Genomic DNA, 17598 nt, shown 5'->3' on the forward strand with positions numbered 1-17598 from the left:
CGGGGCGGGCAAATAACTTAATGGACACCGGCCTCCCTTGGGGGCCGGTTTTTCATGACGAGGAGACTGGATATGTCCCGTACTGACCTTTCAGAATGGCAGGCGCTGGAGGCGCTGGCGGCAACGGACGGGGCCCGCCATTTAAGGGATCTGTTTGCCGAGGATGAAGGCCGGTTCGAGCGCTTCTCGGCGGAAGCCGCGGGACTCTTTGTCGATTACTCCAAGACGCGCATCACAAGCGATGTCCTTGACGGGCTTCTGGATCTGGCGCGGGCCACACGACTCGAGGACCGCCGCACGGACATGTTCCGGGGCGAGAAGATCAACGCGACCGAGGGGCGGGCTGTCCTCCATGTCGCCTTGCGTGATACGGCGAAGGGCAAATATTTCGTGGACGGAGCGGATGTCATGGACGATATCCAGTCTGTTCTCTCCCAGATGGAAGCCTATTGCGACAGCGTTCATTCCGGCGCGCGGATGGGCCATACCGGCAAGCCGCTCGACACGGTTGTGAACATCGGGATTGGCGGCTCGGACCTTGGCCCTGTGATGGTGACAGAGGCCCTGAAGCCTTATGCGCTTGAGGGCCGGGCAACGCATTTCGTCTCCAATGTCGACGGCACGCATCTGGCGGAAGTCCTTAAACGGATTGACCCCGAGCGCACACTTTTCGTGATCGCGTCGAAGACCTTCACGACGCAAGAGACGATGACCAATGCGGCCAGCGCGCGCGAATGGTTCCTTGCCTCCGGCGCGCCTGAAAGTGCGGTAGCGGATCATTTCATCGCGCTCTCGACCAATGAAGCGGCGGTCACCGAATTCGGGATTAATGCCGAGAACATGTTCCCTTTCTGGGAGTGGGTCGGCGGGCGCTACTCGCTGTGGTCGGCTATCGGCCTGCCGATTGCGCTGTCGGTCGGGTGGAAGAATTACCGGGCGCTTCTCGATGGAGCTGCCGCCATGGACCGGCATTTCGAGACCGCACCGATGAAGGAGAACCTGCCGGTCCTCCTCGCGCTGATCGGTGTCTGGCACCGCAGCTTCCTTGGGATGCAGGCCAATGCGGTCCTCCCTTATGACCAGTATCTGCATCGCCTGCCCGCCTATCTTCAGCAGGCGGACATGGAATCAAATGGCAAGTCGGTGACCATGGCGGGTGCGCACGTGACCTATGGCACGGGACCGGTCCTTTTCGGGGAGGCGGGCACCAATGGCCAGCACGCCTTCTACCAGCTCATCCATCAGGGAACGGACATCATTCCGTGCGATTTCATCGCGGCAGCCGAGAGCCATAATCCGCTCGGGGATCATCACGAGAAACTGCTCGCGAATTTCCTTGCCCAACCCGAGGCGCTCGCCATGGGCAAGACGCCCGATGAAGTGCGCGAAGACCTCAAAGGCAGCGGCATGGCGGACGCCGAGATTGAGGCGCTGGTGCCGCACAAGGTCTTTACCGGGAACCGGCCGACCGTCTCGATCCTGATGGAGCGGCTGGAGCCCAGAACGCTCGGTTCACTGATCGCGCTCTATGAGCACCGGATTTTCTGCCAGTCGGTGATCTGGGATATCAACGCATTCGATCAGTGGGGCGTGGAGCTTGGCAAAGTGCTCGCCAAAGCGATCCTGCCTGAGCTGAAGGGTTGGGCCGATGTGAAGCATGACAGCTCGACATCGGGCCTGATCGCGCGGATCAACCGGCTGCGGCGCAGCTAGCCTCTTCTGCCACCTTCTCTCCGTCGGCATCGACATCTTCGAATTCGATGGAGAGTTTCGGGAACAGGGTTTCGTCCTTGAACGTCACGGGCGCGTGCTCGATCCGTTTGGTCAGGCGCTCCATTTTCTCGCGCACATTCTTTTTGTCGGCAAAGCCGAAGAAGATCGCGAAAGTCCCGCTGCCGACCCGGCCGACAAGATCGGTCTGGCGGACATGGCCGCCAAGCCAGCTGCCGACGCTGACGCAAAGCTCTTCTGCCGCCTCGTCACCGAAGCCCTCGCGGACCGCATCGAAATTGCCGATCGAGATGCGGGCCACACAGCCATGAATGGTCACGCCGGGGCCAAGCCGGCGGGCAAGGCTCGCCACGAACTTGCCGCGCGAGAGAATGGGGGAGGGTTTCTGGCTCGACGCCCGTTTCTTCAGGGCATCGATTTCTTCCAATGCTGCATCAAGCCGTGCCCGGAGGGACGCGATGTCTTCAAGCGCCGTCTCGGCGTCCAGAACAGGGCTGGCCTCAGGTGCTGAACCTGTCGTTTCTGCCTGCGGCAGCCGGAGTGTTTTGCGTTTCGTCGCACTCATCGGGGCCTCCCACTCAATGCTTTTGGGAGAAAGTATCCGCGAAACCTGTTGAAACCGCGTTTCGAAACGAGACCACTGTCGTAAAGGGAAGGTGAAGACGAGGCGGCGCATTTGGGGTTTCCCTTGGACCCCTATTCGTAGTATTGGCGTCGCTTTTTCGCGGGATCAGGTGAAAATGACGGACCAGCCCCAAGTGGCCATCGTGATGGGATCGACCTCCGACTGGCCGACCATGAAAGAAGCCGCCGACGCTCTCGACGTGCTTGCCGTCAGCCATGAGGATCTGATCGTCTCGGCCCACCGGACACCTGACCGGCTTTATGAATTTGCCAAGGGCGCACGGGCGCGCGGGGTGAAGGTCATCATCGCGGGCGCCGGCGGCGCGGCTCACCTGCCGGGCATGGTTGCATCCATGACCTCCCTGCCGGTCTTGGGCGTGCCGGTTCAGTCAAAAACCCTGTCCGGTCTCGATAGCCTTCTTTCCATCGTACAGATGCCGAAAGGCGTGCCGGTCGGCACGCTCGCCATCGGCACGGCGGGGGCGGCGAATGCGGGGCTTCTTGCGGCTTCGATCCTGTCGATCAGCGATCAGGATCTGGCAGCCCGGCTCGATGCCTGGCGGCAGGCCCAGACCGATGGGGTCGTTGAATGCCCGCCCAGCCAGCCGATGACGGATTAAATCAGATGCTGGAGCCGGGATCGACCATCGGCATTCTTGGCACTGGCCAGCTTGGCCGGATGCTGGCGGCCGCGGCCGCAAAGCTCGGCTTCCGCGTTGAGACCTACGGGCCTGAAATCTCTCCGCCTGCGGCGCAGCTTGCGAATGAGCACCATGCGGCGGACTATACCGATATTGAGAGCCTGCGGGCCTTTGCCCACCGGATTGATGCGGCGACATTCGAATTTGAGAACATCCCGCCCGAAACCGTCCGGACCCTGATCGAAGAAGGCGTGCCGGTTCGGCCCGACGAGCGCATTCTGGCGGTCTGTCAGGACCGGGTGCCGGAGAAGAAATTCCTGCGTGAGCATGGCTTTGCGACCGCGCCCTTCGCCGATATTCAGACAGCAGAAGACCTTGAGAAAGCTGTTGCCGAGATCGGCCCCGAGGGCATCCTGAAAACCCGCCGCTTTGGCTATGACGGCAAGGGGCAGGTCCGAATCCGGCCCGGCATGGATCTTGGCGCCGCCTTTGCGGAGCTGAACGCCCCCTCGATCTATGAGGGACTGGTTGAGTTCGATGCAGAGGTCTCGCTGATCGCCGCGCGCAGTGTCAGTGGTGACATCCGTTTCTTTGACATGCCGCATAATGATCATTCAGGCGGCATCCTTCGGATTTCGACGGTGCCGGCGAACCTGCCGATCGAGGCGGAGGAGGCTAAGTCCTCCGTGTGCCATCTTCTTGAGGCGCTCGATTATGTCGGCGTCATGACGGTCGAGTTCTTCTGGTCGAAATCGCGTGGCCTGATCGCCAATGAGATCGCGCCCCGCGTGCACAATTCAGGGCACTGGACGCATGAGGCCTGCGCGGTCTCGCAGTTCGAGCAGCATATCCGCGCGGTCGCAGGCTGGCCGCTGGGCGATCCGGTACGTCATTCCGATGCGGTGATGGCGAATCTGATCGGCATGGATGCGGAAGAATGGGCAATGCTTGCCGAGGATCCGGCGCTCGCGATCACGCTTTACGGCAAGTCAGAAGCCCGCGCGGGCCGTAAGATGGGCCACACGGTCAAAATTTTCCCGAAAAGCTGAAATCTCGGATCAGTAGGTTTCCCACTCGCCCAGATCGCCGGGGCGGTTGTCGAGATCGTCCATGCGGCGGCACTGGGTGTAGCCTGCGCGCCAGCCGGCCTGATAGCTCGGTTCGGTCTTGAAGAGATGCTCGTCGCGGTGCCGTTTGACGCCAAAGCTCGACTGGATCGCCTCTGCCGTACGGCAGCCATCCGAATAGCCCGCCGGGTAGTAAGCCCCGTCATCGCCCACTTGCGGAGATGCGCAGGCGGCCACGCCAAGAGCGGCAGAAAGGGCAATCAGAAGGCGGCGGTCCATGGCATCACTCCGGTCAGTATTCCCGTCTTCACCATGTCTAGCTGGCGCCTGCGGGGCTGGCCAGCGGAAACCGCGTATTAAGGCTGGTGCCCTAGATAACGGCGATCATGATGAACGCTGTGGCCCAGGACCCCGATAATTCGGAGGAAAAGAAAGGCAGAGCCCCTGAAATCCAGCGGGCTGAGCTTGCCAGTCGGCTCGTCGATGTCCTGTCTCTGCCTGCCGGGCAGATGAACGAGAATGAACGCGCCTTCACCGCGGACATTCTCGACCAGCTGTTCGATCACGTGCCTCTCAAGGTGAAGATCGACATCAGCACGCGGCTGTCCCGGGTTCTTGCCCCGCCAGCGCTCCTCCTGCGCCGGATGCTGCTCGAGCAGATCGAGGTTGCGACCCCGCTCCTCAAAGAACTCAAGGAAATCACGGATGTCCAGCTGATAGAAGTTGCTGGCGTCAGCGTTGCGCACCGTCAGGTGATCGCCCGCCGCCTGAAGCTGAATGAGGCCGTCATTGATAGCCTGCTCAGCTATCCGGATATCGAAGTTGTGCTGCACCTGCTGCAGCGCCCGGATGTCCGTATCGGCGAGCGCCGCCTTGATGAGCTGGTTGCGATGACCGAGGAGAATTACGTCCTGCGCGAGCCGCTCCTGACCCGTCGAGAGCTGACGCCGCGCCACGGCTTCACGATGTTCTGGTGGCTCGACCGGCCGGCGCGGCGCAAAGTGCTTTCGCGTTTCGCAATGGACCGTTCGGTGCTGCAGGACGCGCTGAAGAACCTCTATTGCGAGGTCTTCCCGGATCCAGAACCCGATCCCGTGACAAAAGGCGTTCTCAAGCTTTGTGACCGCCGCCACCGGGCGAGGGGCCCAAATGGTGAGACGGTCTCGCTCGAGGTCGTCCAGAAAACCTTCACCAACGCCTTTGCCAATCCTACGCCAGAGCTCTGCATGGCGGTCGGCTTCATGGCAGGCGTCTCCTCCGAGACGGCAAAGCGGATTCTCTTTGATCGCGGCGGCGAGCCTTTCGCGGTCATGTGCAAGTCGGCCGGGATGTCGCGGAGTGATTTCTCCGACCTTCTGGTGCGGGCACGGCTGATTCGGGACCCGGAAAGCCGGGGGCCGGAGGTCTCCGAGCAGGATTGTGAATATCTTCTCGGGATTTTCGACATGATGGCCCGCGACTACTCGCGCACGGCGCTCAGATATTGGGATTGGCGGCGCGGAATTCAGCTCGATCCGCTCGGCGATTAGCCCTTTCTACCCCTCTCGGCTGAGAAAACTCTCTAAATTCCCGTCTCCGGGTGTTGCTTTCGGCGAAAATCTTGCGATTTTGCGCGCCACGCTCTCCGGCCACGGGTGGCGTCGATCTTAACGCCGTCGCTGCGGTAATCCCGCAGCCTCTCTCGCTAGGGAATTATGCTCAGAAACCTTGTCAGACAGGCCGGACGTCCGCTGGCATTGGGCCTGAGCCTGTTTGCGCTCTGGCTGCTGCTGTCGGGATATTTCACCCATGCGACGCTGCTTTGCTTTGGCGTGGCGAGCGTGATGCTCACAGTCTGGCTCTCTGACCGTGCGGGCGTCATGGATGGCGAAGGTGTGCCGACCCGCGTCTTCCCCGGTATCGTCACTTACATGCTCTGGCTGACATTCGAGATCGGCAAGGCGAATATCGCCGTTGCCCGCGAGGTCCTCCGCCCGAAGCTGAAACTCTCGCCGAAGATGATCCACATTCCCGCCCGACAGGCGAGCGATCTGGGCAAAACCATTTTTGGCAACTCGATCACGCTGACGCCGGGCACGGTGACGATCGATCTGCATGACGACAGTATTCTCGTTCACGCGCTGACCGAAGACCTCGCTGATGTCGAGGGGATCATCTCGATGGGCGAAAAGGTTTGCGCCTTTGATGGCGAAGAGGGCCGGGATTGGGCCCGCAATCGCAAGAATGGCGGGGAGGGCGCATCCTGATGTTTGTTGCTGCCGCCGCTGCCATTGTAGTCGGGATGGTCATCGTCCTTGCCCGCGCCATTGCCGGGCCGACGCTTTATGACCGTGTGCTCGCGGTCAACTCCTTCGGTACCAAGACAGTCCTTCTCCTCGCCGTTGTCTTCTTCATGGCGGGGCGGCCGGAATTTCTCGATGTCGCGCTGCTCTATGCGCTGCTCAATTTCGTGGCGACCATCGCGATCCTGAAATTCTTCCGTTACGAAGCGCTTTCTCCTGTCATGGAAGGCGGCGCACTTGCCGAAAATCCCGGCACGGATATGGGAGGGCCGACCGAGTCATGAGCGGCATTCTCGATATTCTCTCCTGGATCCTGTTTGTCGCTGGCGGCGGGCTTGTCGTCATTGGCGCGATCGGTGTCTGGCGGTTCCCGGATTTCTATACCCGTCTGCATGCCGCAGGCGTGACGGACACATTCGGGGCGGACCTCGTTCTTCTGGCACTTGCGCTGCAGGCGGATAATTTCCTGATCGTGGTCAAGCTGCTCTTCATTTTCATCTTCCTTGTGCTCACGAGCCCTGTTTCGACCCATGCTGTCGCGCACGCAGCTTTGGTCGGTGGGTTGAAGCCGAAGCTTGGGTCTGACCTGCACACCGCGAAGACCGCAGCGGAAGCGCGCGGAGAGACGGGAGGCGGCGCATGAGCCCTGTGGACGCGACGACAGTTGCTTACGAAGCGCATGTCTCTCCGACTTTCCTGCTCGACCTTTCGTTGCTCGCCATGCTGGTCGCTTGCGCCTTTGCCATGGTCACCCAGCGGCGTCTTTTTGCCGTTGCCATGCTGTCGGGCGTTTACAGCTTCGTCTCCGCTCTCTTCTTTGTGCTGATGGATGCTGTCGATGTGGCATTCACAGAAGCTGCGGTGGGCGCGGGCGTCTCGACCGTCCTGGTCCTTTCAGGGATGGCGCTTGCCTCCCGGCGGGAAGCGCCGGTGTCCAAACAGCGTAAGATCCTGCCTCTGCTGGTCGTTGCGATTGTTGGGGCAGCGCTGATCTACGCATCATTCGATCTGCCCGCATTGGGAGATCCGAACAGCCCTGCAAACTCTTATGTCGGCATGGCGTATATCGATGTCTCACCCACCGACATCACTGTGCCGAACATCGTCACCGGCGTTCTCGCCAGCTATCGCGGCTATGACACGATGGGCGAGGTGCTGGTCGTCTTCACCGCAGGCCTTGCCTGTCTGATGCTGCTCGGCGCTGGCTCGATCAGGGGCGGGCGCCGCGTTTCCGATCAGGCGCCACCGACTCCGCTAATCGAAGCCCAACACACCTTTGAGCAGGAAATGAAGGCGCGGGCCGACCACCCAGAAGCGGGGGAGGAGCGCACATGATGGGCCACGTCATCCTCCGCGTGACGATCAAGCTATTGTTCGCGCCGATCATCCTTTTTGCGCTCTATGTGCAGTTCCATGGCGATTACGGTCCAGGCGGCGGCTTTCAGGCTGGCGTGGTTCTCGCGGTTGCTTTCGTTCTCCATGCGCTCGGCTTCGGTATCGAGGCGACCAAGAAAGTCATTTCACCGAATATCCTGCCCTGGGGCATGGCACTCGGTGTCCTCTTCTATGCAGGGACCGGCGTGCTGACGCTTCTTCTGGGGGCGAACTTCCTCGAATACGATATTCTTGCACCGGACAGCCACCACAACGCGGGCCAGCATATGGGGATCCTGTTCGTTGAATTCGGCGTCGGGCTCGCCGTTGCCTCGACCATGCTGCAGATTTTTTACGTTTTCACAGGGCGCGACCCCGAACCCGCGGATGACGCCTGGTAGACCGATGATCGATTTTATCCTTGCCAGATATAACTATTGGATCGTCATCATCCTGATGCTGACGGGGCTCTATATCGTTTATTCGCGAGGCAATCTCGTGAAGACGGTTATCGGGCTGAACGTCTTCCAGACCTCTGTTTTCATTTTCTACATCACGCTGGGGAAAGTCGTCGGCGGTACGGCGCCAATCCTGCTGGGCGCGCATAGCGCAGGCCATGGTGGGCCCAGCGCACGCGGCGCGGCGGGCGGCGATCATGGCGATGGTCATGGTGCAGACGGTCATGACACTGGTGGGCACGGTGAGGACCATGCCGCTGACCCGCATCAGGCGGCCTCTAGCCATGAGGCCCCGGTCCATGCGGATGTCCAGCACGGCACACCGCTTACTGAGGAAGAGGCGCTCGAAGTCCTCTCGGGGCAGATGTCGAATTCGCTGGAGCCGAATGCGGCAGGCGATGTCTCAGGCCAGAGTGATGTACCCGCCGAGAGCCTTCATGATTTCTCCGAAATTGACGCCTCGAACTCGCTGACCCCGCAAATGCCGGACACACATGAGCCGGCACCTGTCGACCCCGGCATCACCATCACGCCGGGCGGGCATGAAACGGCGGCCGATCCTCAGGCCGCGCTCGATGCCGGGCATGAAGCGATGACCCATGCAGCAGAGGTCGTTTATTCAAACCCGCTGCCGCATGTGCTGATCCTGACAGCGATTGTCGTCGGCGTTGCAACGACCGCAGTGGGGCTCGCCCTCGCGGTGCGCATCCGCGAAGCCTATGGCACGATCGAGGAAGATGCGCTGGAGCGCATGGACAATGAGGCCGCGACCGGGTCTCCCACCGGGGAGGGCGGCAAGGCGTGAATATTATCGAACAGCTTCCCGTGCTGCCGGTTGTCCTTCCGCTGGTGGCAGCTCCCATCTGTGTGCTGCTGCCGAAGGGCAATCTGCCCTGGGCGTTTGCAACCTTTATTTCGGTGCTGACCTTTATCCTGTCGCTGATGCTTCTGCGCGAAGTTCATGCGGTCGGAGTTATTGAGTACCAACTCGGCAACTGGCCGTCGCCATACGGGATCATCTACCGGATCGACATGGTCTCAGCGCTGATCATCACGCTTGTATCCGGTATCGCCGCCACGGTTTTCCCTTACGCCAAGCAGAGCGTCGCGAGAGAGATCGCTCATCAGCAAACGTCTTTCTTCTATGGCATGATGCTGATCACCTTTGCGGGCCTCCTTGGCGTCGTCGCAACGGGGGATGCGTTCAACGTCTTTGTCTTCCTCGAGATTTCCTCGCTCTCGACCTATACGCTGGTCGCGATGGGCGCGCGGCAGGACCGCCGGGCTTTAACCGCAGCCTTTACCTATCTCGTGCTCGGGACGATCGGGGCGACCTTCTTTGTGATCGGGCTCGGCCTTCTTTATGCGGCCACCGGTACGCTCAACATGATCGACCTGCATGAGCGGTTGGTCGGTATGGACAACAAGGTCGTCCGTGCAGGGTTTGCTTTCATCATCACGGGCTTCGGTCTGAAGCTTGCGATGTTCCCGCTGCATCGCTGGCTGCCCGACGCCTACACATTCGCGCCTTCAGCCGTGACGAGCTTCCTGGCCGCAACAGCGACCAAGGTGGCTGTCTATGTGATGCTGCGCTTCGTCTTCACGGTGTTCGGCTTCTCCTTCGTCTTCCTCGATGTCGCGCTGACCTTCTTCATCATCCTCGGCCTTGCGGGCATGTTCATCGCCTCGCTGGTCGCGGTCTTCCGGGATGATGTGAAGCAGATGCTCGCTTATTCATCAGTGGCACAGATCGGCTACATGCTGGTCGGCATCTCCTTTGCGACCGTCGAAGGGGTCTCGGCGGCGCTCGTGCACGTCTTCAACCACGCGCTGATGAAGGCCGCGCTCTTCATGGCCGTCGGCGCTGTCTTCTATGCCATTGGTTCGCACCGGATCTCGGCCTTCCGCGGGCTGGGCAAGACGATGCCGTTCACGGCGGCCTGTTTCGTCGTTGCGGGCCTCTCCCTCGTCGGCGTGCCGTTCACTGGCGGCTTTGTCTCTAAATACCTGCTCATCGATGGCGCCTTCTCGGCAGTGCTCGATGTGCCTTCGCTCGTCATCGTGCTGATGATTGTCGCCTCATCGCTGCTCGCCGTCGCCTATATCGGCCGGGTCGTTTATGAGATGTATCTTGCCGAGCCTGTCGAAGGGGTGAAGGTCGATCGCGTGCCGCTGGGCATGCTGATCCCGCTTGGGTTCATGACGGCGGCGAATGTCTATGCAGGGCTCGATGCGGAGGGGCTGACGACATACGCCCGCCGTGCAGCGGATATCCTGCTTGGTGTGGGGATGGCTGAATAATGACCCCGAACGACGCCCTTCTCATTGCGCTCTTCCTGCCCGTCATCGGGGCCTTCGGCATCATGCTGACAGGCAAGCACCCGAATGTCCGCGAGAGCCTGATCCTCGTCATGGCCGTTGCCACCTTCTTCTTTGTGCTGATGGTGGCGCGCGCAACGGCTGCTGGAGACCTTGCCGATGTCACCCTGTTCGAGGTGATGCCCGGCCTCTCGATCAGCTTCAAGCTCGAGCCGCTTGGCGCGATGTTCGCGGTGATTGCGAGTGGGCTCTATATCGTCAATTCGCTCTATTCGATCGGCTATATGCGCGGCACGAATGAGAAGAATCAGACGCGGTTCTATGTCTGTTTCGCGATCGCCATTTCCGCCGCGCTGGGGATCGCCTTTGCCGGCAACCTGCTCACCTTCTTCACCTTCTATGAGATCCTGACCCTCTCCACCTTCCCGCTGGTGACGCATAAGGGCGATGCCAAGGCGCGGGCCGGAGGCCGGGTCTATCTTGGCATCCTGATGGGGACATCGATCGGGCTTCTTCTGCCTGCGATCATCTGGACCTGGGTAATGACAGGGACGACGGATTTCGTGGCCGGCGGTATTCTGGGCGATGCGGCCGATTTCCGCAGCTGGGTTCCGGTCGTCCTCCTCGGGCTTTACCTCTTCGGTATTGGCAAGGCGGCGCTGATGCCGATCCATCCATGGCTGCCCAATGCCATGGTCGCGCCGACACCTGTTTCCGCTTTCCTCCACGCCGTTGCGGTCGTGAAGGCAGGCGTCTTCGGTGTGCTGAAAATTGCGGTTTATACGTTTGGCATCGACACCTTGCGTGAAACCAATATCAGCGAGATTTTCATGTGGATTGCGGCAGGCTCGATCCTGCTGGCTTCCGCTATCGCCATGACGCAGGACAACCTCAAGGCGCGGCTTGCCTATTCGACGGTCAGCCAGCTTTCCTATGTCACGCTTGGCGCGATGATCGCGACAAATCTCGGTGTCATGGGCGGCGCGATGCAGATTGCAGCGCACGCGCTCGGCAAGATGACTCTCTTCATGTGCGCAGGCGCGATCTATGTCGCCCACCACAAGACGCTGGTGTCCGAGATGCGCGGTCTTGGCCGGTTGATGCCTTTCACCTTTGGCGCATTCTTCATCGGGGCGATGTCGATTGTTGGCCTGCCGCCCATGGCAGGGTCATGGCCGAAATTTTTCCTGATGCTGGGCGCCGTTGATGCGGGACAGCTGGCGATCATTGCGGTGCTGATCATCTCGTCGCTGCTCAATGTGGTCTATCTCTTGTCGATCCCTGTGAAGGCGTTCTTTGGCAAGCCGGCAGGCGAGGCACAGCCCGCACCGATTGGGTGGAAGACGCTTCAGGAGGCGCCGATCTTCTGTCTTGTACCGCCGCTTCTTACTGCCGCAGGGACGATCATCCTCTTCTTCTATTCGGACCCGCTCTTTAATTTCCTCTTGCCACTGATTGGCGGTGCGGGATGAACAGCGTGCTGAAAGGACAGCTCCCATGAGCGATCCCCAGAACAATCCTCACGAGGAGCATGGTCACGGGCCGCGCCCCGGCGAGAAGAAATACTGGCTCGACAATCCGAAGAATGTCGACCTGATCTGGTACGCGCTGGCTGGCGCCTGTTTTCTGCTGTTTGTCGCCGATTTCTTCGTGGAGAAGCATCCGCATTTTCCGATTGAGGAGTGGGTGAACTTTTATGGCTTTTACGGCTTCATCGGTTGCGTCTTCCTCGTGCTTGCCGCGGCCCAGCTGCGCAAAGTGCTTATGCGTGACGAGGATTATTACGAGCGCAAAAGCGATGAAGACGGGAAGGGTCAGCAATGATCGGTGAACTCTCTCCCGCTCTGATCGTCATTATCGGCTCGGCACTGACGGTGTTCTTCCCCGGCGGTTGGCCGCGCAACATTTTCTCACTCGCCGTCATCGCGCTTGCGGGATATCAGCTCCATGCACTCGGTCTCGGTGAATACGGACAATATTCGCTTTTCGGCGAAACCCTGACGCTCACCCGCATTGATGGCCTTGCCCGCATTTTCGCGGTGATCTTCCTGATCGCGATGGCGCTCAACACGGTCTATGGCTGGTGGTTGCGTGACGCAGGGCAGCAGGCCGTATCGCTGGCCTATCCCGGTGCGGCGCTCGGCGGGGTGCTGGCAGGCGATCTTGTGACGCTGTTTGTCTTCTGGGAGCTGGCCGCGATTACGTCCGTGTTCCTCATCTGGGCCGGAAATAACGAGCGCTCCTTTGGCGCAGGGATGCGCTACCTTGTCTGGCAGATCGGGTCTGGCGTTCTGCTGCTTGCCGGTATTGCCCTTTTCTACCGCTCGACAGGATCGTTCGCGTTCGAGAACTTCATCGATGGCGGCATGTCACTGACCGATCCGGCCGTGCTGTGCATCTTCATCGCCTTTGGGATCAAGTCAGCGTTCCCGCTGCTCCATAACTGGGTGCAGGACGCCTATCCCGAAAGTACGGTGACCGGCACAATCATCTTGTCTGTCTTCACGACCAAGATGGCGGTTGCGTCGATTGCGCGCGGCTTCGCCGGGGTGGAAGCACTGGTTTATATCGGCGCGGTCATGACGGCGTTCCCGATTTTCTTCGCGGTGATCGAGAACGATTTGCGCCGGGTTCTGACCTATTCGCTGAACAACCAGGTCGGCTTCATGATCGTCGGCATTGGCATCGGCACGCCGATGGCCTTGAACGGCGCGGCGGGCTACGCCTTCTGTAACATCCTCTTCGAGGGCCTATTGTTCATGGCCATGGGGGCGGTGCTTTACCGGACCGGCACGATCAAGGGCTCTGAGCTAGGCGGGCTTTATAAGACCATGCCGCTCACCGCATTTTTCTGCATCATTGGAGCAGCGTCGATCTCGGCATTCCCTCTGTTCTCAGGCTTCATCACCAAGGGCCTGATCATCAGCGGCGCGGCGGAAGGACATTATTTCTGGGTCTGGATGACGCTGTTGTTCGCAGCCGCTGGTGTGTTCCACCATTCGGGGATCAAGATTCCGTACTTTGCCTTCTTCGCTCATGATTCAGGCAAACGTCCTGACGAAGCACCGCTCTCCATGCTGATTGCCATGGGGATCACAGCGGCGCTCTGCGTCGGTATCGGTGTGGCGCAGATATTCACCGGGCCTGAAGGCGATCCGCTCTATGCGCTGATGCCGTTCGAGGTGGTGATCGAGAAATCCTACTCGCCCTATATCTCCTATACGGCGCCGCACGTCCTCACCCAGATGCAGATCCTGTTCTTCTCAGGTCTGGCATTCGCTGTGCTCCAGAAAACCGGCCTCTATCCGCCGGAGCTACGGTCGACCAATCTGGATACGGACTGGTTCTACCGCGTGCCGGGGCGGGTTGCGCTGCTCGGTATCGTTGGCGGAGTGGTCGCCCTATGGCGGGCCGTCTGGGGCGTCACCAAGGGACTCATCGGCGGCGCGGTCAGCGGGCTTTATCACTCCCATGGGCCAGAGGGGCGCATGGCCCGGACCTGGTCGGTGGGGTACACGGCCCTCTTCACTGCGATTGTTCTTGGCATCGCGCTGATCGCTGTCTTCAGTGTAAGGTAGAAAATACCGGGAGCGCATCAGCCTCCCGGTTTTTCGATATAGCTACAATTTAAATCAAATGCGCGCGGGATGATCCGGTAAAACTTATCCCCGCTGTGGTTGTATGCCCTATCATCCTACAGCCGGAAGGGAGTCCGGTTTAAGGTTTGAGTAAGAGGGCTGAAGAATGTCGAAAGGGCACAGCCACGGGAAAGCCGTGGACTGGCACGCTCTGACGGCTCGTCGCGTGGTGGCAGGCGAGTTCGGAGTGTCAGTAGAGGAATTAATGGCGCCAACGCGCGCCAGGGCGGAGATTGCGTTCGCCCGGCAGGTGGCGATGTATCTCGCCCATGTCGTCTATCAGATGTCGTATAATGAGGTGGCGGAAGCCTTCGACCGTGAACGGACGACTGTTGCCTATGCCTGCGCCGTTGTTGAGGACGCGCGGGATGATGCAGAGCTTGATGCGCGCATGGAGCGGCTCGAAGCGCAGCTGACGCGGCTCGACCGTTTGCGCGAAGGGCGCAGGATCGACCGTTGCGGTCGTCTGGCCATCATCCTTGAATGCTGTCCGGCGGGGTGAGCCCGAGACGGGCATAGACCTCAAGCGGCGAGGCGCCTCGCGCCCGTATATCGGCGAGGGTCGCGGCCTTGTCCCGCTTGGCGAGCCGCTTGCCGTCTTCATCCGTGATCAGAGGGTGATGGCGGTAGATCGGCGGCGGCGCCTCAAACAGGGCATAGAGCAGCCGGTGAAGTCCGGCCGCTTCGGCCAGATCCTCCCCCCGGATGATATGGGTGATGCCGCTTTCGATATCATCATGGACCGAGGCGAGGTGATAGCTGGTGCCGACATCCTTCCGGCCAAGGACGACATCGCCAAACCTTGCCGCCGAGGCGAGGACGTCGTTGATGGTGCCATCCTCGTCGAGAAGGAAGGTCAGTTCATCGAAGGGCGCGCCAATCTCCTCGCGCACGGCCTTCATATCGAGCCGCCAGGCGAAGGGCGTTTCTTTTGCGAGCAGTGCCTCTTCCTCCGAGGGCGGCATCGGCCCCGGTGAATAGGCCGCGCCGAGCGGCCCGTGCGGGGCGGAACTCATTTCCTCAAGCTCCTTGCGGGTCTTAAAACAGCGATAGACGAGCCCGCGCTTAATCAGCGTCTCAAGGCGCGCCTCATAGTCGGCGAGCCGTTCGGATTGCCGCCAGATCGGCGGATCGAAGGTCAGGCCGAGCCAGCCGAGATCTTCGACGATGGCAACTTCATATTCGAACCGGCAACGACCCTTATCGATATCCTCGATGCGCAGGAGGATCGATCCGCCAGCCTCAACTGCGGCCTGCCATGTCAGGATCGCCGAATAGGCATGGCCAAGGTGCAAATGCCCCGTTGGGGAGGGCGCAAAGCGGGTGATAAAGCTCATCGCAGGGCGGCTCCGACTTTTTCAGGGCGCCCAACCGCCCATAAATCAAAGAAAATCTGCCAACCGGGGCGAAAAATTACCTCTCCCGGCAACTTATTGGGGCGAATTGGCAGGGCGTTTGCACTCATCGACATGCGAAAGACTTAGGGAAGGTCGCGTCCATGTTCGAGACAACTCAGCTGCGCCGCACGCGGGAAAAGATCGAAGCCAGCATTCGGCTGTCCAATGGGGACACGATCGAGGGCTTCCTGTTCCTCGCCAAGCAGGAACGCGTCTCGGACCTTCTCAATGATGACCGAGCCTTCCTGCCGGTTGAAACAGGCCACGATACGGTCGTCATCTCAAAAGCGCAGATTGCCGAAGTGCGGATCCATGAAACTCATGACGAAAGCGGCGTGACCGACCCTTATGAGATGCTGCGGGTTGAGCCGACGGCGAGCGATGCGGAAGTGCGCTCGGCATGGATGGCGCGGGTGAAAAGCTGCCACCCCGACCGGCTGGCGTCACTCAATCTCGACCCCGAGATCGTGCAGGCGGCCCGCCGGGTGAGCCAGCGGATCAATGCGGCCTATGATCAGGTGATCCGCCAGCGCAAAGCTGAACGCGCCGCCTGATCTTACTGGGACATCAGCATGGTGATGAGGTGCCGGGCTGTCCGCAGACGGTTGACCTCTGTTGCACCCTCGCGAAGCTCGGCCAGCCCTTGCCGGTCAAACCAGACCCCATGGATCATCATGCCGTCGAGATCCCGCAAAAGCGTAATATCCGATAGCGGATCACCATCGACGAGGATCAGGTTCGCGACATAATCTTTGCGGACCTGACCGCGCCATGACAGCCCCAGCGCATCAGCGGAAGTGACGGTTGCGGATTCGAGCACCTGACGGGGCGTCAGGCCCGCATCGATCAGCAGGTCGAATTCGTCATGCAGGGTTTCGCCGGGTGTGTTGGTGAAGATCCCCGCATCGGTCCCGGCAATCAGCGGCACGCCCGCATCGGCCATCTTCTTCGTTGCGAGCTTGTAGAACTCGGCGCGCGGCGCTTCGCGAGGGGCAGGGTCCATCTGGCTCCAATATTCATAGGTGCCGGCATCAAAGGCCTTGAGAACGGGATTGATCGTCTCCGTGCCCGGACGGTTCAGATAGGCGCCTTTGCTTTCCGCCACCCGGATCAGATTGGCGTGGGCGACAAGCGTCGGGGTGACGACGACATCGGCTGCCGCGATCTTTTCGGCGAGTGCGTCCATTGCCGCTTCATCAAGCTGGTCCCGCAGGCCATGCCAGACGATCGATTCTGTGTGCTCGATGGTCCGGAAACCGTCATCGAGAATGTCCTCGAAACTCATTTCGAAAGGCTTCTCATAGGGCATACCCTCGGTGCGGTGCCCCTCAGGCGTATGTCCGCTGACGGAGAGGCCCAGCTTTTCGGCTTCATCGAGGATCGCCGCATAGGGCTCAGGGTAGAGGTTCGAATAGACCTTGAGGTGCTCATAGCCGGCATCCGCCTGTTTGCGGACAGCCGCGCGGGCTTCTTCATCCGTGGCCACTAGAACGTGATTGTCCTGCTGGTTTGCTCCCGGCGAGTTGAGGATCGGCCCGGTCGTCAGAAGGTCTGGCCCGATCAGCCCGCCATCCTCGATGCGGCGCGACAGCGGCAGGTGGAAGGGCATGCCCGACATGTTCCGCACACTGGTCACGCCATAACCCAGATACCCGGCAAGCTCCGCCTCATCCCAGACATGCACATGCGCGTCGATCAGGCCGGGAAGGAGGGTGCGATCATCGCCTTTGACAAGCTGAACTTCCGTGCCCAGCCGGTCGGCTGCCGTGCGAACGGCGGCGACATCGCCGACTTCCACGATCTGGCCATCAACGACGAGGACGGACTGATCCGGGATGGCATCGGGCGCGCCCGGCATCATGGAGATGACGCGGACATTCTCGATCAGGACGGCGCGGGGGGCGTTACTGTCCGGCTTAAGCGCGCCGGGCAGGGAAGTGATGGCCAGCAGGAACCAGCCAGCAGCCAACAGGAGAAGGAACAGAATTCCCAGTTTGATCGGGTGGCGACGGAACATCATAGATAACTCTTAACGGTACATTCGTGTTCGGATCAAAAGAGGGGCAT

The 17598-nt window shown here is 60.5% G+C and carries 20 protein-coding genes; 16 read left to right on the forward strand and 4 right to left on the reverse strand.

What is annotated here, in order from left to right; genetic code table 11:
- Positions 1–72 precede the first annotated feature (72 nt).
- Positions 73–1713, forward strand: coding sequence for a glucose-6-phosphate isomerase (gene pgi / locus DX908_RS11830; protein WP_116392527.1), 1641 nt, complete (start codon positions 73–75; stop codon positions 1711–1713).
- On the opposite strand, the gene DX908_RS11835 is transcribed toward pgi, so the two are convergent.
- Positions 1691–2296, reverse strand: a complete 606-nt coding sequence (locus DX908_RS11835) for a GGDEF domain-containing protein (protein ID WP_158548728.1) — start codon at positions 2294–2296, stop codon at positions 1691–1693. The genes pgi and DX908_RS11835 overlap by 23 nt on opposite strands.
- Before the next feature lie 175 nt (positions 2297–2471).
- Between DX908_RS11835 and purE the strand changes: the two genes are divergently transcribed.
- Together purE and DX908_RS11845 are read left to right on the forward strand one after the other, a co-directional pair.
- The gene (purE, locus tag DX908_RS11840; protein WP_116393089.1) at positions 2472–2975 is read left to right on the forward strand and encodes a 5-(carboxyamino)imidazole ribonucleotide mutase; all 504 of its coding nucleotides are present in this window, start codon (positions 2472–2474) and stop codon (positions 2973–2975) included.
- A complete protein-coding gene (locus tag DX908_RS11845; RefSeq protein WP_116392529.1) occupies positions 2945–4045 on the forward strand; it encodes a 5-(carboxyamino)imidazole ribonucleotide synthase in 1101 nt (366 codons plus the stop codon). The genes purE and DX908_RS11845 overlap by 31 nt, the downstream gene beginning before the upstream one ends.
- Positions 4046–4054: 9 nt before the next feature.
- Here the strand turns inward: DX908_RS11845 and DX908_RS11850 are convergent, their stop codons facing one another.
- Positions 4055–4342: a hypothetical protein gene (locus DX908_RS11850; RefSeq protein WP_116392530.1), complete on the reverse strand. Its 288-nt coding sequence runs from the start codon at positions 4340–4342 to the stop codon at positions 4055–4057.
- Between the two features lie 107 nt (positions 4343–4449).
- Between DX908_RS11850 and DX908_RS11855 the strand changes: the two genes are divergently transcribed.
- The 12 genes from DX908_RS11855 to DX908_RS11910 all read left to right on the forward strand — a co-directional run bounded on the left by DX908_RS11855 (position 4450) and on the right by DX908_RS11910 (position 14636).
- Positions 4450–5592: a DUF2336 domain-containing protein gene (locus DX908_RS11855; protein WP_116392531.1), complete on the forward strand. Its 1143-nt coding sequence runs from the start codon at positions 4450–4452 to the stop codon at positions 5590–5592.
- Positions 5593–5757: 165 nt separating this feature from the next.
- The gene (locus tag DX908_RS11860; RefSeq protein WP_116392532.1) at positions 5758–6309 is read left to right on the forward strand and encodes a Na+/H+ antiporter subunit E; all 552 of its coding nucleotides are present in this window, start codon (positions 5758–5760) and stop codon (positions 6307–6309) included.
- A complete protein-coding gene (locus tag DX908_RS11865) occupies positions 6309–6629 on the forward strand; it encodes an MrpF/PhaF family protein (protein WP_116392533.1) in 321 nt (106 codons plus the stop codon). Before DX908_RS11860 ends, DX908_RS11865 begins: the two co-directional genes overlap by 1 nt.
- On the forward strand, positions 6626–6988 hold the full coding sequence (mnhG, locus tag DX908_RS11870) for a monovalent cation/H(+) antiporter subunit G (RefSeq protein WP_116392534.1): 363 nt from the start codon (positions 6626–6628) through the stop codon (positions 6986–6988). The genes DX908_RS11865 and mnhG overlap by 4 nt, the downstream gene beginning before the upstream one ends.
- Entirely contained in the window at positions 6985–7680 is a 696-nt protein-coding gene (locus DX908_RS11875; RefSeq protein ID WP_116392535.1) for a DUF4040 domain-containing protein, read from the forward strand. The genes mnhG and DX908_RS11875 overlap by 4 nt, the downstream gene beginning before the upstream one ends.
- Complete coding sequence (locus DX908_RS11880) at positions 7677–8120, forward strand: Na(+)/H(+) antiporter subunit B (RefSeq protein WP_233508684.1); 444 nt, start codon at positions 7677–7679, stop codon at positions 8118–8120. Before DX908_RS11875 ends, DX908_RS11880 begins: the two co-directional genes overlap by 4 nt.
- Before the next feature lie 4 nt (positions 8121–8124).
- Positions 8125–8982, forward strand: coding sequence for a sodium:proton antiporter (locus DX908_RS16900; protein ID WP_116392537.1), 858 nt, complete (start codon positions 8125–8127; stop codon positions 8980–8982).
- Complete coding sequence (locus tag DX908_RS11890) at positions 8979–10478, forward strand: monovalent cation/H+ antiporter subunit D family protein (protein WP_116392538.1); 1500 nt, start codon at positions 8979–8981, stop codon at positions 10476–10478. Before DX908_RS16900 ends, DX908_RS11890 begins: the two co-directional genes overlap by 4 nt.
- A complete protein-coding gene (locus DX908_RS11895) occupies positions 10478–11968 on the forward strand; it encodes a monovalent cation/H+ antiporter subunit D family protein (protein WP_116392539.1) in 1491 nt (496 codons plus the stop codon). Before DX908_RS11890 ends, DX908_RS11895 begins: the two co-directional genes overlap by 1 nt.
- Before the next feature lie 25 nt (positions 11969–11993).
- The gene (locus tag DX908_RS11900; protein WP_116392540.1) at positions 11994–12320 is read left to right on the forward strand and encodes a hypothetical protein; all 327 of its coding nucleotides are present in this window, start codon (positions 11994–11996) and stop codon (positions 12318–12320) included.
- Positions 12317–14074, forward strand: a complete 1758-nt coding sequence (locus DX908_RS11905) for a Na(+)/H(+) antiporter subunit D (RefSeq protein WP_116392541.1) — start codon at positions 12317–12319, stop codon at positions 14072–14074. The genes DX908_RS11900 and DX908_RS11905 overlap by 4 nt, the downstream gene beginning before the upstream one ends.
- Positions 14075–14240: 166 nt before the next feature.
- Positions 14241–14636 (forward strand): helix-turn-helix domain-containing protein, encoded by a 396-nt coding sequence (locus DX908_RS11910; protein ID WP_116392542.1) that lies wholly within the window; start codon positions 14241–14243, stop codon positions 14634–14636.
- On the opposite strand, the gene gluQRS is transcribed toward DX908_RS11910, so the two are convergent.
- Positions 14608–15471, reverse strand: coding sequence for a tRNA glutamyl-Q(34) synthetase GluQRS (gene gluQRS / locus DX908_RS11915; RefSeq protein ID WP_116392543.1), 864 nt, complete (start codon positions 15469–15471; stop codon positions 14608–14610). The genes DX908_RS11910 and gluQRS overlap by 29 nt on opposite strands.
- 161 nt (positions 15472–15632) lie before the next feature.
- Here gluQRS and DX908_RS11920 point away from each other — a divergent pair, with 161 nt between their 5' ends.
- Complete coding sequence (locus DX908_RS11920; RefSeq protein WP_116392544.1) at positions 15633–16085, forward strand: J domain-containing protein; 453 nt, start codon at positions 15633–15635, stop codon at positions 16083–16085.
- Positions 16086–16087: 2 nt separating this feature from the next.
- Here DX908_RS11920 and DX908_RS11925 read toward each other — a convergent pair whose 3' ends face one another.
- Positions 16088–17551: an amidohydrolase family protein gene (locus DX908_RS11925; protein WP_116392545.1), complete on the reverse strand. Its 1464-nt coding sequence runs from the start codon at positions 17549–17551 to the stop codon at positions 16088–16090.
- Positions 17552–17598 lie beyond the last annotated feature (47 nt).

The organism is Parvularcula marina, assembly GCF_003399445.1.
Classification (GTDB): domain Bacteria; phylum Pseudomonadota; class Alphaproteobacteria; order Caulobacterales; family Parvularculaceae; genus Parvularcula; species Parvularcula marina.